The sequence below is a fragment of the Azospirillum sp. A29 genome (genome assembly GCF_042604625.1).
Classification (GTDB): Bacteria; Pseudomonadota; Alphaproteobacteria; order Azospirillales; family Azospirillaceae; genus Azospirillum; species Azospirillum palustre.
The window spans coordinates 42,622-64,769 of sequence record NZ_CP170470.1 but is presented as its reverse complement, the minus strand read 5'-3'; the positions used below and the strand labels follow the sequence as shown (position 1 = coordinate 64,769).

At 68.4% G+C, this 22,148-nt stretch carries 20 protein-coding genes; 12 read left to right on the top strand and 8 right to left on the bottom strand.

Annotated features, from left to right (window positions below; all coding sequences use genetic code 11):
- Positions 1-76: 76 nt before the first annotated feature.
- From ABNQ38_RS35995 to ABNQ38_RS35985, 3 genes are all read left to right on the top strand, one after another.
- Positions 77-1,018, top strand: coding sequence for a MurR/RpiR family transcriptional regulator (locus tag ABNQ38_RS35995; RefSeq protein WP_377811749.1), 942 nt, complete (start codon positions 77-79; stop codon positions 1,016-1,018).
- Between the two features lie 67 nt (positions 1,019-1,085).
- Positions 1,086-1,454, top strand: coding sequence for a hypothetical protein (locus ABNQ38_RS35990; protein WP_377811748.1), 369 nt, complete (start codon positions 1,086-1,088; stop codon positions 1,452-1,454).
- Between the two features lie 99 nt (positions 1,455-1,553).
- A complete protein-coding gene (locus ABNQ38_RS35985) occupies positions 1,554-1,940 on the top strand; it encodes an ester cyclase (protein ID WP_377811747.1) in 387 nt (128 codons plus the stop codon).
- A 106-nt stretch (positions 1,941-2,046) separates the two neighbouring features.
- On the opposite strand, the gene ABNQ38_RS35980 is transcribed toward ABNQ38_RS35985, so the two are convergent.
- A complete protein-coding gene (locus ABNQ38_RS35980) occupies positions 2,047-2,799 on the bottom strand; it encodes an SDR family NAD(P)-dependent oxidoreductase (protein ID WP_377811746.1) in 753 nt (250 codons plus the stop codon).
- 213 nt (positions 2,800-3,012) lie between these two features.
- Here ABNQ38_RS35980 and ABNQ38_RS35975 point away from each other — a divergent pair, with 213 nt between their 5' ends.
- Positions 3,013-3,948, top strand: a complete 936-nt coding sequence (locus ABNQ38_RS35975; RefSeq protein ID WP_377811745.1) for a LysR substrate-binding domain-containing protein — start codon at positions 3,013-3,015, stop codon at positions 3,946-3,948.
- A 235-nt stretch (positions 3,949-4,183) separates the two neighbouring features.
- On the top strand, positions 4,184-5,608 hold the full coding sequence (pyk, locus tag ABNQ38_RS35970) for a pyruvate kinase (protein ID WP_377811744.1): 1,425 nt from the start codon (positions 4,184-4,186) through the stop codon (positions 5,606-5,608).
- Positions 5,609-5,646: 38 nt separating this feature from the next.
- On the opposite strand, the gene ABNQ38_RS35965 is transcribed toward pyk, so the two are convergent.
- Positions 5,647-6,072: an Lrp/AsnC family transcriptional regulator gene (locus ABNQ38_RS35965; protein ID WP_109453031.1), complete on the bottom strand. Its 426-nt coding sequence runs from the start codon at positions 6,070-6,072 to the stop codon at positions 5,647-5,649.
- Positions 6,073-6,152: 80 nt separating this feature from the next.
- Positions 6,153-6,638: an acyl-CoA thioesterase gene (locus tag ABNQ38_RS35960; RefSeq protein WP_377811743.1), complete on the bottom strand. Its 486-nt coding sequence runs from the start codon at positions 6,636-6,638 to the stop codon at positions 6,153-6,155.
- Between the two features lie 425 nt (positions 6,639-7,063).
- Here ABNQ38_RS35960 and ABNQ38_RS35955 point away from each other — a divergent pair, with 425 nt between their 5' ends.
- The 3 genes from ABNQ38_RS35955 to ABNQ38_RS35945 all read left to right on the top strand — a co-directional run bounded on the left by ABNQ38_RS35955 (position 7,064) and on the right by ABNQ38_RS35945 (position 11,624).
- Positions 7,064-9,310: a carbohydrate-binding domain-containing protein gene (locus tag ABNQ38_RS35955; protein ID WP_377811742.1), complete on the top strand. Its 2,247-nt coding sequence runs from the start codon at positions 7,064-7,066 to the stop codon at positions 9,308-9,310.
- Between the two features lie 566 nt (positions 9,311-9,876).
- Positions 9,877-10,071, top strand: a complete 195-nt coding sequence (locus tag ABNQ38_RS35950) for a hypothetical protein (protein WP_377811741.1) — start codon at positions 9,877-9,879, stop codon at positions 10,069-10,071.
- A 170-nt stretch (positions 10,072-10,241) separates the two neighbouring features.
- A complete protein-coding gene (locus ABNQ38_RS35945; protein ID WP_377811740.1) occupies positions 10,242-11,624 on the top strand; it encodes a chloride channel protein in 1,383 nt (460 codons plus the stop codon).
- A gap of 22 nt (positions 11,625-11,646) precedes the next feature.
- On the opposite strand, the gene ABNQ38_RS35940 is transcribed toward ABNQ38_RS35945, so the two are convergent.
- The 3 genes from ABNQ38_RS35940 to ABNQ38_RS35930 all read right to left on the bottom strand — a co-directional run bounded on the left by ABNQ38_RS35940 (position 11,647) and on the right by ABNQ38_RS35930 (position 14,838).
- Entirely contained in the window at positions 11,647-12,600 is a 954-nt protein-coding gene (locus ABNQ38_RS35940) for an aldo/keto reductase (RefSeq protein WP_377811739.1), read from the bottom strand.
- 24 nt (positions 12,601-12,624) lie between these two features.
- Complete coding sequence (locus ABNQ38_RS35935) at positions 12,625-13,836, bottom strand: MFS transporter (protein WP_377811961.1); 1,212 nt, start codon at positions 13,834-13,836, stop codon at positions 12,625-12,627.
- 114 nt (positions 13,837-13,950) lie between these two features.
- On the bottom strand, positions 13,951-14,838 hold the full coding sequence (locus tag ABNQ38_RS35930) for a LysR substrate-binding domain-containing protein (protein ID WP_377811738.1): 888 nt from the start codon (positions 14,836-14,838) through the stop codon (positions 13,951-13,953).
- Between the two features lie 129 nt (positions 14,839-14,967).
- Here ABNQ38_RS35930 and ABNQ38_RS35925 point away from each other — a divergent pair, with 129 nt between their 5' ends.
- The 4 genes from ABNQ38_RS35925 to ABNQ38_RS35910 all read left to right on the top strand — a co-directional run bounded on the left by ABNQ38_RS35925 (position 14,968) and on the right by ABNQ38_RS35910 (position 20,661).
- Positions 14,968-15,720 carry a TSUP family transporter gene (locus tag ABNQ38_RS35925; protein WP_377811737.1) on the top strand — a complete coding sequence of 251 codons (753 nt, stop codon included), beginning with the start codon at positions 14,968-14,970 and terminating at the stop codon, positions 15,718-15,720.
- Between the two features lie 724 nt (positions 15,721-16,444).
- Positions 16,445-17,857, top strand: coding sequence for a replication initiation protein (locus tag ABNQ38_RS35920; RefSeq protein WP_377811736.1), 1,413 nt, complete (start codon positions 16,445-16,447; stop codon positions 17,855-17,857).
- A 493-nt stretch (positions 17,858-18,350) separates the two neighbouring features.
- Positions 18,351-19,868 carry a diguanylate cyclase domain-containing protein gene (locus tag ABNQ38_RS35915; protein WP_377811735.1) on the top strand — a complete coding sequence of 506 codons (1,518 nt, stop codon included), beginning with the start codon at positions 18,351-18,353 and terminating at the stop codon, positions 19,866-19,868.
- A 103-nt stretch (positions 19,869-19,971) separates the two neighbouring features.
- Positions 19,972-20,661: a hypothetical protein gene (locus ABNQ38_RS35910; protein WP_377811734.1), complete on the top strand. Its 690-nt coding sequence runs from the start codon at positions 19,972-19,974 to the stop codon at positions 20,659-20,661.
- Positions 20,662-20,774: 113 nt separating this feature from the next.
- Here the strand turns inward: ABNQ38_RS35910 and ABNQ38_RS35905 are convergent, their stop codons facing one another.
- Together ABNQ38_RS35905 and ABNQ38_RS35900 are read right to left on the bottom strand one after the other, a co-directional pair.
- Positions 20,775-21,545 carry a hypothetical protein gene (locus tag ABNQ38_RS35905; RefSeq protein ID WP_377811733.1) on the bottom strand — a complete coding sequence of 257 codons (771 nt, stop codon included), beginning with the start codon at positions 21,543-21,545 and terminating at the stop codon, positions 20,775-20,777.
- 167 nt (positions 21,546-21,712) lie between these two features.
- Positions 21,713-22,138: a DUF350 domain-containing protein gene (locus ABNQ38_RS35900; RefSeq protein WP_174474581.1), complete on the bottom strand. Its 426-nt coding sequence runs from the start codon at positions 22,136-22,138 to the stop codon at positions 21,713-21,715.
- Positions 22,139-22,148 lie beyond the last annotated feature (10 nt).

Sequence of the window (22,148 nt, the reverse complement as noted above, 5' to 3'; positions counted from 1 at the left end):
AGATGTAACACTGCTTTGGTTGCATCCCTGAATTCCATTTTTTGTGCAAATGCCGAAGCCCAGAGGCGATCAGCCCATGAAACAGGCAATTCACGCCGCACAGGCCCCGGATGGACCGGAGGCAGGCGAACCGTCGCTGACCGCCCGCATCCGCAACCGCTATGGCGACCTCAGCCCTATGGAGCGACAGCTCGCCGATGTGATCCTCGCCTGTCCGGGCGAGCTGTCGGGCTATTCGGCGACCGAGTTGGCCGGCCGGGCCGGCGTGTCGAAGATGACGGTGTCGCGTCTGGTCCGCCGGCTCGGCTATGCCGGCTTCGAGGCGGCGCGTCTGGCCGCCCGGCGCGGCGGCGACTGGGGCTCGCCGCTGTTCCTGCTGCCGCCCGGCGGGCCGGCTCCCGCGTCGGCAGCGGTTTCCGACGGCGACCCCGCGCCGCTCGACGCGCATTTCCAGCGCAGCGCGGAGGCGCTCGCCGCCACCGCCCGCCAGACCGACCCGGCGATGCTGGCGCGGGCGGCCCGCGCGCTCGCCGACGCCCGGCGCATCTGGGTCTGCGGCGCCCGCAACAGCGCCTTCCTGGCCGGCTATGCCCGCTGGCAGTTCATCCAGGTCCGCGGCGAGGTCCACCAGCTGGCGGCAACCGGCGAGACGATGGCGGAGACGCTGGCCGATCTGGGCTCGGGCGATCTCGGCCCCGGCAATGTGGATTCGGGCGACCTGCTGTTCCTTGTCGGCATCCGCCGCCGCCCGCCGGCCATCGTCCGCCTGCTGCGCATTGCGGGGGAGCGCGGCATCCCCACCATCCTGATCGCCGACAGCCATTCCGCCCTGGAGGCCCCGCCGCCGCCGCTGACCTTCCGCTGCGAGACGCGCAGCCTCGCCGCGCTGGACACCCATGTCGCCGCCCTGGCGGTGATCCACGCGCTCGCCGCCGAACTGATCCCGCTGACCGGCGAGTCCGGCCGCGCCCGCATCCGCGCCATCGAGGATCTGCATGACCGGCTTGGCGAATTGTGAGTCTATTGCCCCGACTGCGGTCGGATAGCATCCACCGGAGGCGCGATCCACGGTCGGGAGCAGGGCGATGGCTTGGTTGCGGTGGGACCGCGGCCGCCAGGAGAATGGCGGCAGGAACTATTTCAAGATGCTGCTGGCCCGCTCGGCCCGGCTGCGCTTCGACTGCTATCTGCTGCGCTATCCGACGACCAGCGGGCTGGACGAGCATGTCGACCCGGCGCCGGACGGCTTCGAACACCACCGCGTCAACATCATCCTGCGCCAGCCGGCGTCGGGCGGCCTGTTCCTGTGCGATCAGGCGATCATCGACAGGCCCCGCCTCAAGTATTTCCGCCCGGACCTCCATCCGCACCGCGTGACCGAGGGGGTCGGCGAACGGCTGGTCCTGTCCATCGGCTGGCTGCGGAAGGGCCGGCGTCCAGCCGGCGAAGCGTGACGAGCCGCCTATATTGGGATGGGATGCCGTCCGCCGGGACCGCGAATGCCGCCCCGTCCTCCATTCGACGGCCATGCACGCAAAACCGGGAGTTCCTCCATGCCTGACGGCACCCTCTCCGTCCTCTATCGCGCCTATATCTCCTGCCTGAACGATCAGGATTGGCAGAGCTTGGGAAGCTTCGTCCATGAGGACGTCCGCTACAACGGGGAGAGACTCGGGCTGTCCGGCTATCGCGGGATGCTTGAGGCGGACTTCCGCGCGATCTCCGACCTCCGATTCACCATCGACCTTCTGGTCGCCGAGCCGCCCCGCGTCGCAAGCCGCCTGACGTTCGACTGCACGCCGGCGGGTCTTCTGTTCGGCATCCCGGTCAACGGCCGGAGGGTGCGGTTCGCCGAGAACGTCTTTTACGAGTATCGGGACGACCGCATCGGAACCGTCTGGTCGATCATCGACAAGGCGGCCGTTGCGTCCCAGGTCTAGGTCCTGCGAACGCACCCACTCCGGGCTGCCGTTCCGGCCGTCACGAGATCGCCGCGCCCGTCGAGGATGCCGTGGGCGCGCGACGGGGTGTGGGGGAAGGGCCGGGTCAGATGTTCTGGCCGCCGGAAACCTCGATGCGCTGGGCGGTGACCCAGCGGTTGTCGGGACCGAGCAGGCTCGCCACCGCCGGGCCGATGTCGTCGGGCACCCCGACGCGGCCCAGTGCGGTCATTGTCGCGAAGGCCTCGTTGTAGGCCGGGGTGTCGCGCACCGCACCGCCGAGGAAGTCGGTCTCGATGGCTCCGGGTGCTATCGCGTTGGCGGTGATGCCGCGGGCGCCGAGTTCCTTGGCCAGATAGAGCGTCAGGATCTCGACGGCGCCCTTGGCCGCCGAATAGGCCGAGAAGCCGGGATAGGACACCCGCGTCAGGCCGGAGGAGAAATTCACGATCCGCCCGCCGTCCGCCAGCAGCGGCAGCAGGGCCTGGGTCAGGAAGAAGACGCCCTTCACATGGACGTTGAAGAGCATGTCGAACTGCGCCTCGCTGGTATCGGCGAAGGCAGCCATCTCCCCGTGGCCGGCGTTGTTGACCAGATGGTCGAAGCGGTCGCGGCCCCAGCCTTCCAGGATGGAACGGACGCGCCCGGCGAAGCCGGGGAAGCCGGAGATGTCGGCGGTGTCGAGCTGCAACGCCGCCGCCCGCCGCCCGAGCGCCCGGATTTCCGCCAGGACGGCGTCGGCCTCCGCGGCCTTGCTGCGGTAGGTGAGGATCACGTCGCCGCCGCGGCGGGCGATGCTGAGGGCGGTGTTGCGGCCAAGGCCGCGGCTGCCGCCGGTCACGATCGAGATGGTGGTCATTGCACGTCTCCTGGTGCCGGTCGTGGAAGGTCGGGGAGGGGTGGGGCCGCCGGAGCGGGCGATGGCAGGGCGCCATGCCCGGACGGCAGCGGATGCGCGTCCACACCCCCTTGATAGCCAGCCGCTTGCCGGCCGGGAACGACTTCGTTTATGTATCCTCCATACCTTTCAGGCATGGCCCTGGCGGGATGGCACGGGCAGGGGTCGCACAGGATGGAACTCCGTCACCTCCGCTACTTCGTCGCGGTGGCCGAGGAGGGGAGCCTCACGGTCGCCGCCGAACGGCGTCTGCACACGGCGCAGCCGTCGCTGAGCCGCCAGCTGCGCGACCTGGAGCAGGAGGTCGGCGCCCAGCTCCTGCTGCGCAGTTCCCGCGGCGTCGAGCTGACGCCGGCCGGACGCGCCTTCCTGGACCATGCCCGGCGGGCCTTGCAGGCGGCGGCCGACGCGGTCGCCGCGGCGCGGCGCGCCGCCCGGCCGCCCAAGCCCAGCTTCTCGGTGGGCTTCCTGACCGGCCAGGAGGTCGAATGGCTGTCGCACGTCACCAGCGTGCTCCGCGGTCACCTGAAGGACATCGACTTCCGGGTGTCGAGCGACTTCTCGCCCGACATCGGCGAGGCGATCCAGCGCGGCGAGATCGATCTCGGCTTCTGCCGGCTCGAACCGCAGCCGGACGTCTCCTACAAAGTCATCGCGCACGAGCCGATCCTCGTCATCCTGCCGGCCGATCACCCCCTGGCCGCCTGCGCCGCCATCGACGTGCGCGACATCGATCCAGAGTCCTTCATCGGCTACACCGGCACCCCGCATGTGCTGCGCGGCATCGTCGACCGCTATCTGCGGGAGCGCGGCGTGGTCGTCTCGCCGGTCCACGCGCTGGACGGCATCGCCACCGGGATCTCGCTGGTGGCCTCCACCGGCGGGGTCACGCTGCTGCCCGCCTATGTCGAGCCGCTGCTGCCGCGCTCGCTGGTCAGCCGACCGCTCACCGGCAATGCGCCGGTGATCGAGATCGCCGCCGGCTATCGGGCCGACAATCCCTCGCCCATCCTGCAGGTCTTCCTGGAGAACATCGACCGGCTCATCGCCTCGAAGGCGAAGGCGGCCGGCATTGCACAAACCTCCCCGGACGGGAAACCACCCCCATAAATTCCCTGCGGATCGACCATTCCGTGGGGCCGCCCCCGCCTGCCGCCTTGCTTTCCGGCGGCAATCGCGACACCCTGGTATGGCACGCGACCGGCCGACGGGCTTCCCGAAGGGGTTGCCCACCGCTGCCGCTCGCGCCGCTGACCAGTCACCACGCCGTCCTCCCATGGTGGCCGCCCCGGCGGCGCACCGGACGGCCCAGCCAAAAGAGGACGGCCCCCGCGGCCGGAACCATATGCGCCGTCATCGCCGCGCCAAGATCGTCGCCACCGTCGGACCGGCCAGCAACTCGCCCGAGATGCTGAAGACCCTGTTCCTGGCCGGTGTCGACACCTTCCGGCTGAACTTCAGCCACGGCACCCACGACGACCACGCCAAGGTCCACCGCGCCATCCGCGAGCTGGAGGCCGAGGTCGGCCGCCCCATCGGCATCCTTCAGGATCTCCAGGGTCCGAAGATCCGCGTCGGCACCATCCGCGACGGCAAGATCGCGGTGGCCACCGGCGAGCAGATCCGCTTCGTGCTCCAGGGCAGCGACGGCGACAAGCGCGCCATCCCGCTGCCGCACCCAGAAATCTTCGCCGCCATCATGCCGGGCCACCATCTGCTGATCGATGACGGCCGCGTCCGCGTCGAGGTGACCGAGCTGGGCGACGACTGGATCGAGGCGAAGGTCGTCGTCGGCGGCATCATCTCCAACCGCAAGGGCGTCAACCTGCCGGGCACCGTGCTCGACCTGTCGCCGCTGACCGCCAAGGACCGCGCCGACCTCGCCTTCGGGCTGGAGCTGGGCGTCGACTGGGTCGCCATGTCCTTCGTGCAGAAGCCGGGCGACATCCTGGAAGGCCGCGGCCTGATCGGCGACCGCGCCGGCATCATGGCGAAGATCGAGAAGCCGCAGGCGCTGGAGAAGATCGACGACATCATCCGCCTGTCCGACGCGGTGATGGTGGCGCGCGGCGACCTCGGCGTCGAAATCCCGCACGAGGACGTCCCCGGCCGCCAGAAGGAGCTGGTGCGCGCCTGCCGCCTCGCGGTGAAGCCGGTGATTGTCGCCACCCAGATGCTCGACTCGATGGTGTCCGCCCCGACCCCGACGCGGGCCGAGGCGTCGGACGTGGCGACCGCCATCTATGACGGCGCCGACGCGGTGATGCTGTCGGCCGAATCGGCGTCGGGCCAGTATCCGGTCGAGGCGGTCACCATGATGGACCGCATCATCCGCTCCACCGAGCAGCACAAGCTCTACCGCTCGCTGATCCAGGCGACCCATCCGGGCGAGGAGCACACGCCGCCCCACGCGGTGGCCGCCGCCGCCGCCGATCTGGCCGACACCCTGCATTCCTCGGCCATCGTCGCCTTCACCTCCAGCGGCACCACCGCGGCGCGCATCGCCCGCAAGCGGCCGGAGGTGCCGATCCTGGCGATCACCCCCGACACCGCGGTGTCGCGCCGGCTCTGCCTGCTGTGGGGCGCCCACAGCGTGCTGTCCGACGACATCCGCACCTACGAGGAGATGGTCGACCGCGCCATCGCCATCGGGCGGGCGGAGGAGCTGGCCGGCAACACCGGCACCCTGGTGGTCGTCGCCGGCATCCCCTTCGCCCAGGCCGGCACCACCAACAACCTGCGCGTCATCCACATGGACGGCAAGGCGTAAGGGCAGGAAAATCCCCCGCCCTTCGCCGGGCGGGGGCCTTACCGTTCCATCTTCGTCGACAGCACGATGGACGACATCGTCCGCTCCACCCCCGGCAGGCGGCCGATGGCGTCCAGTGCGGCGTCCATCGCGTCATGGGTTTCGGTGCCGACGGTGGCGCACAGATCGTACTGCCCGCTGATGCTGTGCAGCCGGAGGACCTCCGGCATCTTGCGCAGGGCATGGACGGCGCGGTCGGCCAGCCGGGCATTCACGCTGATCATCACCAGCGCCGACACGCCGCGCCGCGGCGCCGGATCGCCCAGCTTCACGGTATAGCCGGAAATCACGCCCTGCCGCTCCAGCCGGGCGATGCGGTCCTGCACGGTCGAGCGCGACAACCCCAGCGCCCGGCCGAGCGCCGCCGTGCTGGTGCGGGCGTTCACCGTCAACAGATCGATCAGCCGGCGGTCGAAATCGTCCATGATGGTCCGTCACAGCAGGGCAGGGCGCAGCATAATCCCCTCTCCCCTTGTGGGAGAGGGGGAACAGGCCCAAGCCCCCCTTACCCCTCGCAGCCCGCCTGATAGCGCTTCATGGCCTCCCGGATGTCGTCCGGGATCGGCACGGCGGCGAAATCGTCCAGCGAGGTGGTGACCACGGTCAGGCTGCCCGACAGCCGGACCTGCCCCTCATGCTCGCCGTTGATGCGCAGCTGGAGGGAGCTGCGGCCCAGCCGCTCCAAGAGGACGCCCAGCGTCAGCGTGTCGCCCATCCGGCTGGGAATGACGAAGTCGCATTCGGCATGCACGATGGGCAGGCCCAGGCGGCGTTGCAGGATCATCGTCGCATAGTCGATGTCCAGCCCCTGGGTGAACCAGTCCTCCACCGCCCCGTTGAACATGTCGAAATAGACCGGGAAATAGACGATTCCGGCCGGGTCACAGTGGGAAAAGCGAATGAGCCGCTGCATCCGGAAACAGCCCGCCGGCAGGGGCCGGTGGCCGGGGTGGTCTTCGGCGCGGCGCGTCCGCTCGCTGTACTCGTGCATCTCTCGGTCAATCCTTGTTCCGCTCCGGTCGCCTGACATATGGGGGTGCCTGCTGCCTTGCGGTCGCCGCGCCTCGTTCCGGCGGCAAATAGTTGTAGTCACCCCAAACAATCCGGGAAAAGCACCTTTCGTTCAACGGCTTCCTTCATCAATAGGGGAAATCCGCAAGTTTAGCACCCTGCGCTGTTGCGGAAATGCTGCACTGCAATCACGACAACGGCCGCACCGGGGGCCCGGCCCGGATGTCCGCAATTTGTCGCGGATTCCGCTCTTTTTAGGGCAAACATCACACAAAGATCCCGCAGCACCCCGCCATCCTGCGTCCCGCATCCGGGTTCAGGCCCAAAACGGACATCAGGCCCCGAAAGCCGGCCCCCAAGCAACGGCCAAGGCAGACGGGCACATCAGGCGAGGACACCGAACCGATGGCCACTTCCGCTACCAAGATCGTCGTGAACGCCCTGGGCAAGGCCGCAGGCGGCGTGAATGCCCATTTCACCCTGCTGGTCGACGGCCAGAAGGTGGGTGAGGGCACCGCCGGCACGACGGCGAAGGATTTCGTCTTCACGCCCGTGCTGACCAGCGACGTCGCGCACAAGGTGCAGATCAAGTACGACAACGACGCCGTCATCAACGGCCAGGACCGCAGCCTGACCGTCAACAGCATCAGCATCGGCGGCAAGACGATCGCGCCGACCGCCGGCATCGTCAGCTACGACAAGGGCGCGCTGGACGGCAAGGACGTCGTCGCCGGCCAGTCGAACCTGTGGTGGAACGGCACGCTGGTCGTCAACGCCGACAAGAGCTATTTCCCCACCGCCGTCACCGCGACCCCGGCGTCGGCCAAGGACACCATCGTGGTGAACGCCTCCGGCACCCCGGCGGGCGGCGTCAACGCCCACTTCAAGGTGCTGGTCGACGGCAAGCAGATCGGCGAGGGCACCGCCGGCACCGCCGCCAAGGATTTCAGCTTCACCACCGACGTCGCCGACCGCGTCGCGCACAAGGTGCAGATCCAGTACGACAACGATGCGATGATCAACGGCCAGGACCGCAGCCTGACCGTCAACAGCATCGCGATCAACGGCCACAAATACGCAGCGACCGACAGCGCCGTCAGCTATGACAAGGGCGCGCTCGACGGCAAGGACGTGATCGCCGGCCAGAAGGGCATGTGGTGGAACGGCACGCTGGTGGTGAACGCCCCGGCCTCCGATTTCCCGGCCGGCACCACGACGACCCCGACCACCCCCACCACCCCGACGACGCCGACCAATCCCACCCCGACCGGCCCGGCCTTCTACGTCGCCACCAACGGCAAGGACAGCTGGTCGGGCAAGCTGGCGGCTCCCAACGCCGACGGCACCGACGGTCCCTTCGCCTCGCTGCAGAAGGCGCAACAGGCGATGCGCGCCGACCCCAACATCGACACCACCTACATCCGCGGCGGCGACTACCGCCAGAACGGTCTGTGGCTGGACGGCCAGGACAGCGGCGTGCATTTCGTCGGCTACGGCAGCGAGAAGGCGGTGATCCACGGCGGCTCCAACGCCACGGTGTCCTTCGGCCTCGGCGGCGCCAAGAACGTCACCATCGAGGGCCTGACCTTCGCCGACGGCGTTGTCGGCGGCCACTATGTCTACGCCGACAACGCGGCCGGCCTGACCTTCGCCAACAATGTGGTCAAGGGCGGCGGCTACGGCATCACGGTGCAGAACAGCGCCAACAGCAAGGTCACCGGCAACCAGTTCGACAACACCGGCGCCGAGTCGATCTTCGTCAAGGCCGGCTCCAACGCCACGCTGGTGTCCGACAACCTGATTCGGCATCCGAACGCCGCCGACCGCGGAGACGCCGGCATCTGGATCAACGGCAGCTCCGACGTCAAGGTCACCCACAATCAGATCGAGAACTCGCCGGAGAAGGCCATCGCCGTCGGCTCGGTCCAGACGGACGGCAGCGACGCCGCCTACCGCGTGACCATCTCCTACAACAAGGTGGTCGACGCCAATCTGGAGTCCAACGACGGCGGCGGCATCTACCTGATCAACCGCCAGCAGGATCTGGCCAACCACACCGTCATCAACAACGACGTGTCGGGCACCACCGCGACCAACCCGTCGAGCAGCGTGGCGAGCTGGGGCATCTATCTCGACGACTGGACCAGCGGCACCACGGTGAAGGGCAACGTCGTCCACGACAACATCGGCGGCGTCTTCCTGCATGGCGGCTGGAACAACACGGTCACCGAGAACGTCATCGCCGGCAACAGCGGCGCCCAGATCGGCCTCCAGCAGGATGTCGCCTGGAGCGGCTGGAAGGGCCACACGATGACCAGCAACGACATCTCGGGCAACGTCATCGACGTGCGCGAGGGCACCGCCGTCCACATCTACGGCCCGGCCAATGTCGGCAACCTCCACAACAACTTCTACAGCAGCCTGAACACCGCCGAGAAGGAGTTCGACGCCTGGCCGCAGGTGATGTCGAGCGGCGCCTGGGGCACGCTGTCGAACTGGCAGGCCGCCGGCTACGACAAGGGCTCGGTGATCCTGAACCCGGCCTTCGTCAATCCGGGTGCGGACGATTTCAGCCTGGCGTCGAACTCGCCGGTCTACGGCCTGGGCTTCGACCACATCGCCTTCAGCGACATCGGCCTGCTGCACGCCTGATCCGCTCTGTCCCACGACAAGATCCCCTCTCCCCGGGCGAGATCCCCTCTCCCCCCGGGGAGAGGGTTAGGGTGAGGGGGACGCGCCGCTAGGATCTTCAAGAATCGCGCAGTCCCCATTCGCCACCAATCCACACCATGATTCCCCCTCACCCCGACCCTCTCCCCGCTTTCGGCGGACCAAAGGTCCGCCTGTCGCGTCAGCGCAAACTTCGTTTGCGCGAGAGCAGGGGGGAGAGGGAGATCTTCTGTACAAGCTCCCATCAGTCGCCGGTCCTAGAACCTGCGGCCGATAAGACGCCGGCTGGAACCTTGGGTTGGGCGGGGCGTTATGGCTTTCGAAAAGTCGCCTGATCCGACACCGGGCGTATCTTGAAGTGAAGACCGACCGCCCCAACCTGTCAGTCGTCATGCCGCTCCCGCCTTCCAAAAGGAACGCGGGCGTCATCCTGATAAAAACGACGGATGACCCGCCCGCGACGCAGTTTCTACACAGCGTCTCCAGGGGCGGCACGTCGCAGGTCTGTCCGGCATTCGGCCGGCGTCCAGCCAATATAAGAGGAAACCATGGATCGTCGTGAATTCTGGATGAAGGACCCGGAGCTGAAGGCCGCCTACGAGGCGCTCGGCCCCAATTTCCGCCGCGAGGTCGAGCAGGCGCAGAAGCGCCGCAGCCAGCAGACCCTGCAAGGCGCCGCCATCGCCTCGCGCGGCAACCGCTCCGCTGCGAAGCCCCACACGGTGAGCGTCGTCCGCCGCTGATGCCCAATTCTCACGCGTGACCGGGCCGGATCTGTGCCCCCCGGACGCATGTGAACCCGGACCGTGACCCCAGATCTGCATGACTGCGGCTGGTTCTGCGGAGAAAGACGGACCTAAATTCGGCCTCCCGCCGTTTCACCCGTCTGTTCCCCCCGCTTCCGGCCCGTCCAATGCCTTCCGCCAACCGCCCGCGCCACCCGCTGCCTCCCCGGCTGCCCCAGGGGCTGCGCAGACCCCGCCATGTCTGGATGTCGCCCAGGAACTGGCGTCGGCGCCTGCTGTTCTGGTCCGGTGCCGGCGTGGTCGGTCTGGTCGCCGTGCTGTTCGCCCGCGCCGCCGATTACGCCCAGCAGCTGTTCCGGCTGGCGGAGGCGGCATCGCCCTGGCTGCCCGTCCTGCTGACCCCGCTGGGTCTGGCCGTCTCGGCCTGGGTGGCGCTGCGGGTGGTGCCGGGATCGCAGGGCAGCGGCATTCCCCAGGCCATCGCCGCCCGCCATGTCCAGGATCCGGCGGCCAAGCGCCGGCTGCTGTCGCCGCGCATCGCCGTGGGCAAGATTCTGCTGACCCTGGTCGGGCTGGCCTGCGGCGCCTCCATCGGGCGGGAGGGGCCGACGGTGCAGGTCGGCGCCTCGATCATGCTGATGGCCGGCTCCCTCGCCGGGCTGGGGCGGGAGCCGGGGCTGATCCTCGCCGGCGGGGCGGCCGGCGTCGCCGCGGCCTTCAACACGCCGCTGGCCGGCATCGTCTTCGCCATCGAGGAGATGGCCCGCAGCTTCGAGCGGCGGACCAGCGGCCTCGTGCTGGTGGCGGTGGTGGCGGCCGGTCTGGTCGCCGTCGCGCTGCTCGGCAACTACGCCTATTTCGGCCACACCGCCGCCTCGGCCAGCTGGCAGGACTGGAAGGCGGTGCTGGCGACCGGCCTCGTCGGCGGTCTGGCCGGCGGCGGCTTCAGCAGCCTGCTGCTGTGGCTGTCGCGCTGGATCCGCTGCGGCCTGGGCGGGCGGATCGGCCGCCATCCGGTGTTCGTCGCGCTCGGCTGCGGCCTCGCCCTGGCCGTCATCGGCGCCGCCACCGGCGGCCTGACCTTCGGCACCGGCTACGAGCAGGCCCGCGCCGTGCTCGACGGGGTGGAGACCCTGCCCTGGTACTACGCCCCGGCCAAGCTGCTGGCGACCGCCCTGTCGGGCATCTGCGGCATTCCCGGCGGCATCTTCTCCCCCTCGCTGTCGGTGGGGGCGGGCATCGGCTCGATCATCGGCGGGCTGCTGCCGGGCACGTCGCTGGAGGCGGTGGTGCTGCTGTCGATGGTCTCCTATTTCGCCGGCGTGGTGCAGGCGCCGCTGACCGCCGTCGTCATCGTCACGGAGATGAGCGCCTCGCCCGACATGCTGCTGCCGCTGATGCTGAGCGCGGCGCTCGCCACCACCCTGTCCCGGCTGGTCTGCCCGCACTCGGTCTATCACGCCATGGCCGACGCCTTCCTGGCGATTCTGCGAAGCGACGAGGCCGGCAAGCCGGCCCCGCCCAAGGCGGCGGCGATCCCCTCGCCCTGACCTGACGCCCCGGTAAGCGCCCTCAGTAAGCGCTGGCCCGGTCCAGCCGCGCGATGTCGTCGGCATCCAGCCGCAGAGCGGCGGCGGCGATCAGGTCGCCCATCTGCTCCGGCTTCGACGCGCTGGCGATGGGGGCGGTCAGGCCGGGCCGCGCGATCAGCCAGGCAATCGCCACCTGCGACGGCGTCGCTCCATGCCGGCCGGAAACCTCGTCCAGCGCCGCCAGGATCGCCCGGCCGCGCTCGTTCAGGTATTTCGACACCACCCCGTTGCCGCGCGCGCTCTTGCCCACATCCCCGGCCGAGCGGTACTTGCCGGTCAGGAAGCCGGCGGCCAGCGAATAGTAGTTGATGACGCCCAGCCCATTCTCCCGGCAAATCCCCTCAAGCTCCGCCTCGTAGCCTTCGCGGCTGTAGAGGTTGTATTCCGGCTGCAGGGTCTCGTAGCGGGGCAGGCCGGTGCGGGCGCTGACCTCCAGCGCCTCGCGCAGCCGGGCCGCGGTCAGGTTGGAGGCGCCGATGGCCCGGACCTTGCCCTGGTCGATCAGCTCCCTGTAGGCGCCGAGCGTGTCCTCGAACGGGGTTTCGGGATCGTCCCAGTGCGACTGGTAGAGGTCGATGCGGTCGGTCTGGAGCCGGCGCAGCGAGTCCTCCACCGCTGTCCGGATCCAGGCGGGCGACAGCCCCTTCTTCCCCGGCCCCATCTCCGACCCGACCTTGGTCGCCAGCACGATGCGGTCGCGGTTGCCGCGGCTCTTCATCCATTTGCCGATGATCGTCTCGGACTCGCCGCCCTGGTTGCCGGGCGCCCAGGCCGAATAGACGTCGGCGGTGTCGACGAAGTTGAAGCCGGCATCGACGAAGGCGTCGAGCAGCCGGAAGGAGGTGGCCTCGTCGGCGGTCCAGCCGAACACGTTGCCGCCGAAGCAGAGCGGGGACACCGTCAGGCCACTGCGGCCAAGCGGGCGTTGATCCATTGCATCGTCTCCTTGAAGTTCAGGTCAGGCGGCGGGCCGCCCGCGGAATTCGGTCAGGTAGAACAGCAGGCCGATGGCGGGAAAGGCGAAGCCGATCCAGGTCACCGGCGCCCAGCCGCCGACGGCGAAGGCATAGCCGGCGAGCGCCGAGCCGGCGGCCCCGCCCAGGAAGAAGATCGCCATATAGATGGCGTTCATCCGGCTGCGAGTCTCCGCCCCCAGCGAATAGATGGCGCGCTGTCCCAGCACCATGTTCATCTGCACGCCCATGTCGAGCAGCAGCCCGGCCAGCACCAGGAGCGCGATGGAGCCCTCGCCGGCACGCGCGACGAAGAAGGACAGCGCCGCCATTGCCAGCGCGAAGCCGGTGGCCGGCCGGGTCCAGCCGCGGTCGGCGATCCGCCCGGCAATGGGTGCCACCAGCGCGCCCGCCGCCCCCGACAGGGCGAACAGCGCGATGCCGCGCTGGCTGAGATGGAAGGGCGCCCCCGCCAGCAGCAGCGGGACCGAGGTCCAGTAGAGGCTGAAGGCGGCGAACATCATGGTCTGGTAGACGGTCCGCCGTTGCAGCACCGGTGTCCGCACCAGCAGCCGCCCCAGCGAGCCGAGCAACGCGCCATAGCTCGACCGGCCCGTCGGCCGGCGCTGCGGCAGCACCCGCCGCAGCAGCACGGCGAAGCCGACCATCGCCACCGCCGACAGGACGAAGACCGCCCGCCAGCCCAGGCTGTCGGCGATCAGGCTCGACACCGGGCGGGCCAGCAGGATGCCGAGCAGCAGCCCGCTCATCACATTGCCGACCACCTGCCCGCGCGAGGCCTCCGGCGCCATGTGGGCGGCCAGCGGCACCAGCATCTGCACGGCGACCGAGGTGACGCCGATCAGGAAGGACGCGGTCAGGAACAGGGACGCGGTGGGGGCGACCGCCGCCACCAGCAGGGTCGCGACCGTGCTGCACAGGGTGACCACCACCAGCCGGCGGTTCTCCAGCAGGTCGCCCAGCGGCACCAGCAGGATCAGCCCGGCGCCGTAGCCGACCTGGGTCAGGGTGACGACGAGGCTGGCGGTCTCCGGCGACAGCCCGACCGCCGGGCCGATCAGCCCGACCAGCGGCTGGGCATAATAGATGTTGGCGACCACCACGCCGCAGGCCAGCGCCATCAGCAGGACGAGCGAGCGGGAGAGAGCAGGGTGGGCGGCGTCTTCGGTAGAGAGAGGGGCGGCGGTGGGCGGCATCGCGCGGTCCTGTGCGGTCATGACGGGTCGAAACTGAGACAGAACAGCGCACAGCCTATGTCGGCACCCGCGGCCGGCGCATCGGTCAATTGCGCCGCCCGGCCATGCGCCTCCTCACGCGATTTCCGCGCGCAGCCGGTAGAGCCAGTCACGGAAGGCGCCGAAGCCGGCATCCTCCCGGCGCGAGGCGCGATAGACCAGATACCAGGAATGGACCATCGGCACCGCCAGCGCGAAGGGCGCGGCGAGGCGTCCGGCGGCGATGTCGTCCGCACTGTAGAGCCACGGCGCCAGCGCCACCCCGACGCCGTCGATGGCCGCCTGCAAGGTCATGGCATAGCTGCCGAAGGACAGCCCCCGCGTTCCCGAGGCCAGCATCGGATCGGCCACCCCGGCGGCATCGAGCCAGCGCGGCCAGTCCTCCCCCCAATGGGAGACGTGCAGCAGCGTGGCGCCGGCCAGATCCGCCGGCTCCCGCAACGCCGCCGCCAGCCGCGGCGCGCAGACCGGCTCCAGGCTGGAGGAGAACAGCCGCTCCGCCTCATAGCCGGGCCACTGGCCGTCGCCGAGCAGGACGGCGCAGGTCCAGTCGTCGTTCATCGGCGCCCCGGCCCCGCCGGTGGCGATCCGCACCTCGATCTCCGGATGGTCGAGGTGAAAGCCCGACAGGCGCGGGATCAGCCAGCGCACCGCCACCGTCGCCCCCATGCCGACCGTCAGCACCGGCCCGGCCCGCATCGCCGACACCTGCTCGACCCGCCGGGCGATGCCGTCGAACGCGTCGGTCAGCGCCGGCTGGAGCGCCCGGCCGCGCTCGGTCAGCTCCAGCGCATTGGCCCGGCGGTCGAACAGGGCGAAGCCCAGCCGGTCCTCCAGCAGCTTCACCATCCGGCTGACCGCCGCCTGCGAGACATGCAGCTCCGCCGCCGCCGCGGTGAAGCTGCGATGGCGGGCCGCCGCCTCGAAGGCGCGCAGTCCGTTCAGCGAGGGCAGGCGGCGCATGCGTCCATCCCCAATGTCACTCCGATCCCACCCCAACTTTTCCTGGGGCTGAGCATCGAACAATGCCGTTTGCGGCGCAACCGTGCGCGTGAGAGTTTCTGGGCATCCTCTCTGGCATTCGGGCGATTCATGCTGACGCTTCCGCTGATGGTGGGGCTTGGCCTCACCGTTCTCGTGACCTCGTTTCTGTCGGGCCTGTTCGGCATGGCCGGCGGCATGGTGCTGATGGGCCTGCTGCTGATCCTGCTGCCGGTGCCGTCGGCGATGCTGCTGCATGGCGTGACGCAGTTCGCCTCCAACGGCTGGCGGGCATGGCTGTGGCGGAGCCATGTCGTCTGGCCGGTCATCCTGCGCTTCGCGCTGGGCGGTTCGGTCGCCGGCCTGCTGTTCGCCCTGGCCGGCGCCGTGCCGGACCGGGCGGTGTCGCTGCTGATCCTGGGACTGACGCCCTTCCTGGCGCTGGCCATCCCCGCCCGTTGGGCGCTGAATGCGCAGAAGCCGCTGCATGGCGTGCTGGGCGGCTTCCTCTGCATGGGCATCCAGCTGCTCGCCGGCATCTCAGGTCCCCTGCTCGACACCTTCTTCATCCGCAGCGGCATGACCCGGCAGAGCGTGGTCGCCACCAAGGCCGCCATCCAATCGGTCGGCCATCTGGTCAAGATCGTCTATTTCGCCCCGCTGGTGGCCGGCAGCGGCGACGAGACGGTGGAATCGACGGTGATCCTGATGTCGATCGCCATGGCGCTGATCGGCACGAATCTTTCCCGCCGTGTCCTCGACCGCATGAGCGACGCCCAGTTCCGCCTGTGGAGCCGCTATCTGGTGATGGGAACCGCCAGCGTCTATCTCGGCCAGGGGCTTCTCCTGCTGGCGGCCCATTAGGAAAAAACATTATATAACAAACTCTTATCCTGTTCCTTCTTCCCTATCCTTACTCCCTGGGGGCCACACTCCGCCCCGATGCGAACGACAGGCCCGCTCCCCGATCCTTACGGCTTGGGGGCGGGCTTCCTTACATCCTGGGGGCGTTTAAGGGCCTGTGACTCCTGGCACAGCCCAGAATCGGATGATGCGCTCCCTTGAATGCTTTGATCCTTACCTCTTGGGGGCCTGGATCCGGCTTTGAGCGCCCCCAAGCCGTAAGGATTGCGCTTGCCCACAGGGCTCCGGACAGCAAAACTGGCGTCGCTCCCCCACGGAGTAAGGATGGAACGCATCCCCCCGGAGGCGCTTTTGGCGAATCGAGTCGGTCCGATTCGGGGTCTGTAAGGATGCGGAAGAGCACCTTTGGGCGAGATTCGCACTCTGGAAGCCTTGGGGAAGCCCTTGCGGATCCGGCACTTGGCAAGCCTTTGCGACTCCCTTTCCCTTTTAAGAGGATTCGTCGGCGCGAATCTCCAGGCGAGTCCGCGAGTCGCTGCGAATCTTCCTTACAGCCTGGGGGAAACAGCCTTACCGGGTGGGGGCGATTCGCACACCCCCCGGGGCGTAAGGGTTCCGCCCCCATGGCGTAAGGATGAAAAGGATTCTGCGACGCGACCCTTTCCTTACTTGTTTTTCTGGTAAGGATTGATTTAGCCTCCCCCGATTCTGGCGGAGGATAGCTATGGCGGGGACGGGGCGCAGGAAGGCGCGCAGCACGGTGGCGGAGGAGTCCGTCCCGTCGGACGCGGCTGCGCCCATGGCGGCCCCGATGACTGCCGACAGGATTGCGGAATCGGCGAAGGGCGGACCGGGGCTGGTGGTGCTGGGTCCGCAGGATCTGGCCGGCGGCGCGGTGATCGACGGCGACGGCAGTGCGGCGACGCTGCCGGCCGTCAGTGCCGACTCCGCGGCTCCGGTCGCCGGCCTGACCGCCCGCGTCGCCAGCGCCACCTTCGAGCGCGACGGCTACAAGCATCTGATCAAGGCGGCGGAGGCGGTCTACAGCTATCCCGCCAACGGCACGCGCCTGTCGCTGCCGGCGCAGAAGATGCTGAACTTCATGATCCATCTCGCCGGCAGCCAGAATTTCGCCAACAAGCTCTACCGGATGCCCAAGCGCGTGGTGCGCGGCAACCACAAGGGCAACGAGCGCATCTTCGACGCGCTGAAGGAAATCTTCGATTCCAGTTTGGTGGTCATCGGCCCCTTCCGCGGCCGGCGGTCGCGCGCTGAACTGCGCATCCTCTCCAGCTATGTCCGGCCGGAGGAGGAGGAGGACAGCGACGCCGCCGACATCCATTTCCAGTTCACCGACGCCTTCCTGGAAATCCAGCGCTCGTCGCAGCTCTGGGCCAAGCTGTCCGGTCCGGCGATGGTCAAGGTCACCAGCACCTACGCGCTGAAGCTGTACGAGATCGGCATGCAGCGCTACCAGATGGACTATCCGTCGCTGGAGCTGGACATCGACACGCTGCGCAAGCTGATGAATGTGCCGGAGGGCGCCTACAAGGATTTCGGCATCCTGCGCACCCGCACCATCGACCGCGCCATCGCCGAGGTGAACCAGCTCGCCCCCTTCCGCGTCAGCATGCCGGAAGACAAGATGAAGCGGAAAGGCCGCAAGATCGAGGCGGTGACCCTCGAATTCCTCGCCAAGGACGAGGAGGAAGCGGCCGAGACCTATCTGGAGCGCGAACGCCACAGCGCCGGCCGCCGGGCTCGCCGCATCGGCAAGGTCGACACCGTGGCTCCTGCCGATCCGGTGGAGGCCGGCCTCGCCGACTTGGGCCCGCTGCCCGACGCTGACGACGTGACCGCCCTGTGGGCCGCCGTCCTGCATGCCCTGAAGGGCAAGGTCCCCGCCCCGCTGCTGGCCGAACTGGAGCCGGACCGGGTGGAGGAAGCCCCGCAGGGCGGCCGCCGCCTCGTCCTGATGGCCCGGAATGCCGCCGTCGCCGACACCGCCCGCATGAACCACTGGCCGAGCCTGAAGTCGGCCCTGTCCTCGCTGACCGGCGGGCTGATCGAGGACGTCGCGTTCGAAGTGGCGGCGCGCAAGGCGAAAGCGGCGAAAGCAGCCTCCCCCGAGACGTAAGGATTGGGGGCCTTCGAGCCGCGTTTTATCGGGATCGCATCGCCCGCTTCTCCCCGCCATCATCGCCGCCTTCGCGGGGACGACGAAAAAGTATTTTATTTCAAATACTTGATGTCGCTCGACCCTTTCGGCTGCGACGACGGTCCGCCAGCACCCCGTCAATGGCGATCGCCACAAGGCCGATAGCGACGGAGCGGTCGGCCCGTCGCCGAACGGCAAGGCGGCCGACAGGGCCCCACAGACGCCGCGTCGGCCGTGCCCATCAGGGGGCGGACCCATGGCGAGACGACCCATGGCAATCGGTTCCGAAGCGCGCCCTAAGGTATGGAGGACCTATGCATTCTGGCTGGGTACCTCCGATACTGAGACGCAGTTTGCGACAGGTGGATGCCCCCAAGCGAGACGGAACCTTGAGCCTGTAGGGAATACCGCTTGGTGCATTAATTGCACGTGGTGCCTGCGTTCACCGTCCTGCCGTTGCAACGGAGCATCCATGCCACGACACCTCAGATCCTTGCTCGCTGCTGCATTGGCCCTGGCTGTTGTCGTCGTGATGACGGGCCACCTCGTCTGGCAGGATCGGCAGCGAACCGCTGAACGGATGGAAGCGATTGCCGCCGACATGGCCAAAGTCGTCGAGGCCCACGTCCTGCACACGACAAAGGGTGCGGACATTGCCTTGCGTCAGGCCGCCGCTTTGGTCGACGAGGCCGGAAGCCTGAAGGCCGTACAGAGCCCCGCCTATTGGCATCGGCTGCGCGATGCGCTCGCCAATGTGGACGGTGGAGAAACCCTGTGGCTGATCGATGCCAAAGGGAACGGCGTGGTCGGGACCGGCCGTCAGATGGATCAGCCGCTCAACGTCGCTGACCGCCCGTATTTCCAGGCTGCGATGGCGGGGGCTGACCTTGTGGTCAGTCCGGCGCTGCGCAGCCGTCTGGACAACCGCATCATCTTCACCATCTCGCGGCCGATCCGCGACTGGAGCGGCGACATCATCGGCGTCGCGAGTGCCGGGATGAAGACGGAATGGCTGGTCAACTTCTATGCCATGATGTCGTTCGGGCTGGATACGACCGTCACCGTCTTCCGCACCGACGGCGAGATCGTCGCCCGGCAGCCGGACCTCGCCAAACACCTCGGCAAGAACAACCGGACAGGACAGCTCTTTCAAGAACAACTTCCGCGCTCCGCGGTCGGGGTCTACTGGTCGCAATCGGTGCTGGACGGCAAGGAACGGCTCGCCGCCTACCGGCTGATCCCCGATCTGAACCTCATCGTCTATGCCGGCATCGAAGGGGAGTCGGCTTTCGCCGCATGGCGGACACGGTCACTCTGGTTCGTTGGCGAAGTGGCCCTCACCGTGACGCTTGTCCTGCTCCTTCTTCTTTGGGGAGCCAGGATGATCCGCAACGAACACCGCGTCCAGCTGCGCGTGCTCGAAGCTGAAAGCACCGCGGTGCAACTGACAGCTGAACTGCATCAGGCACGGCGCGATCCTCTGACCGGCTTGCCCGCCCGCGCGCTGTTCCTCGAACTGGCCGAGGCAATGCGGCAGAGCGCCGGCAACCGGGGATCGGCCCTTGCCTTTCTCTATATCGACCTCGATGGCTTCAAGGGCGTGAACGATCGGCAAGGCCATCACGAGGGCGACAAGGTTCTGGCGATGGTGGCTGAGATCATGCGCCGGACAACCCGTGACGGCGACCTGCTCGGCCGCCTTGGCGGCGATGAGTTCGTCATCTGCCTGAGCGGGCATGACCCCGATGTCCGAATGGTCGCCACCAGCGTCGCCGCCCGCATCGTCAAAGAGGTTCGCAACCTGGAGATGGGGGTGGGGTGCAGCATCGGAATAGCGCTGACCTCAAGCGACTGTGGCGATCTTCCCTGCACTCTCCGTCAGGCGGACGCCGCGATGTACCGTGCCAAGCAGATGGGCAAAGGAGCTTGGCACATTCATGAACCGACGCATGAACCATGCTTGTCCTGCGATGACAGGGCCGTCGCCTGATCCGGCTTGGCGTCGCGCGCCTCCGGTTTTGCACAAAATCCACCAAGCAAGGATCAAAATCCTATAACCTCCCCGCAACCCTTCCAGCTTGCGGAGCGACGCCATGGCCCTCGACAGCCGTACCTTCCAGAACGACAATTTCCCCCTCTGGGCCCAAGAGCCGCCGGTGCTGTCGGCAGGCTCTCTGGTCCCCGGATCGCAGTTCCATGAGGAGCAGTGGATCATGGCCGCCGGCATGCTGGCGCGCGGCAGCAGCTTCCTCTATGTCGCCCGCGCCATGGGATGCAGCCGCACCACGCTCTGGCGGGCCTATTACGGCTCCAAGGATTTCCGTCACAGGGTGTGGTGGGAACGTCAGGCGCTGAACCGCGAGGCCGACCTGCGCCTCTCGTCGCTGCGCAGTCTGGTCGTCGAGCAGATCGAGCGGCTGGTCTCCTCCGGCGATCCCTCCACCGTGCGCTGGCTGGCCGACCGGCTCGGCATCCTCGACGGGCTCGCCGCACACCCGGCACAACAGCCGCAAACCCCGCAGCCGTCGCAAGACCTGTCTGCCGTGTCTGCCACCGACCTTGCCACCGAGATCGTCTCCGATCTCGACGACGACAGCATCCCCGGCGCCTTCCGCGAACGTACTCCGCCGGACCCGCGCGCCGTCGCCGCCATCCTCGCCCGCCCGGAAGCGGTGGGGCCGAAGGGCGTCTATCCCTACACCCTCAACCCCGACGATCCCTATCCCACCCTCGGCTCGGCGCTGGAGCGCAAGGGCGGACAGGCCGCCTTCGACCGGCTGTGAGGCGGGCAGGCCGGCGGGCGGAATGGAACAGGCGCCGGAAACCGTTCCACGCTGTTCCATCCCCCAGGAGGTAAGGATCGGCGGAGTCTTCCCCCCGCCGATCCCCCGAACGCTCAGCCCTGCTTGGCCTTCAGCGCCGCCAGACGGTCGGACAGGTTGGTCGGGGCGGTCTTGCCCGACGCGGCGGCCAGCGCTGCGGCGATGTTGGGGTCTTCCTTTTCCGGGGCCGACGGGCGCAGCAGCTTGGCCTTGGCGTTGGCGGCCTCCGCCGCGGCCAGATCCTTGGCCGCCGTGTCCTGCATCGCCTTCAGCGCGACGGTCAGGCCGCTGGTGGCCCCGGCGAGGCCGGCGGCCTGACGGGCGGCTTCGGCCTGACGCTCGGCCATGGCGCGCTGCTGGTCGGCGCGGCCCATGTCGCGCTGGGCGCGGGTCAGCTCGGCGCGCGCGGCCTTCAGCTTGGCGCCGGCATCGGCGTAGTTCTTTTCCAGCATCTCCAGGAACTCGCGCGCCTCGACCGCGTCGCGAACCTCGCGCTCGATGTCGGGGGCCATCTCCTCCAGCATGGCGACGATGGTCTCCAGGCTCTTTTCCAGGCCGGCCTTGCGGGCCGGATCGGTTTCGCCGTCAATCTGGCGCTGCAGATGCTCGGCCGCGGCCATGCGCTGGCCGGACAGGGCCTTGATCTCGTTGGCCTCGCGCTGCTCGCGGTCATGGATGGCGCGGGCTTCCGCCACCTGCCGGCCCAGCCCGTCGAGATGCTGCTCCATTGTCCGCAGCTCCGCCTCGGTCGCGGACTTCGGATCCCAGCGCACCAGGGCCTCCATGGCGCCCTGGACGGCTTGGTCGGTCTTGACACCCATAAGGTTGCGGATGAAGGCAAGCATGGCTGATTCCTGTCGAAGGAGGGTTGTTGGAGGCGCCCGCGGACGGGGCCGCGGATGCTTCGCCTGCACAGATGGGGTGGGGGCGATCCGGGAACCAGACCCCTATCCTTACCTCTCGGGGGCGATTTGTCCCGCCCGGCTCATTCGGCCGCCTTTTCCCGCCCCGCTTATCCGGCCATGGCGGCGGCGTTGATCACCGCCACCCCGAGCTGGACGCCGACCAGCGTCGCCGCCGACGCGACGTTGCCCGATTCGATCTGGCCGCGCAGGTCGCGGATCAGCAGGGTCGCCACGGCGAAGGCGACCAGCTGGAGGATGACCGCCACCACACCCCACAACAGGATATCCAGCACGAAGGTGCTGGTCGCCAGCGTCGCCGCCAGCGGAATGGCGAGCGCCACGATGGACCCCGCCAGCGTCAGGCCGCCGGCGGCATTGCCTTCCGCCACCAGCCGGCGCTCGTCGAAGGGGGTGATGCGGGTATAGACGGCGACGCCGACCGCCAGCAGCGCCAGCGTGACGGCGAGCTGGACCAGCAGCACCGGAAGGCCGGTGCCGAGCGCGGTCAGGATGGAACCGAAGGTGCTTTCCATGGGGCCGGCA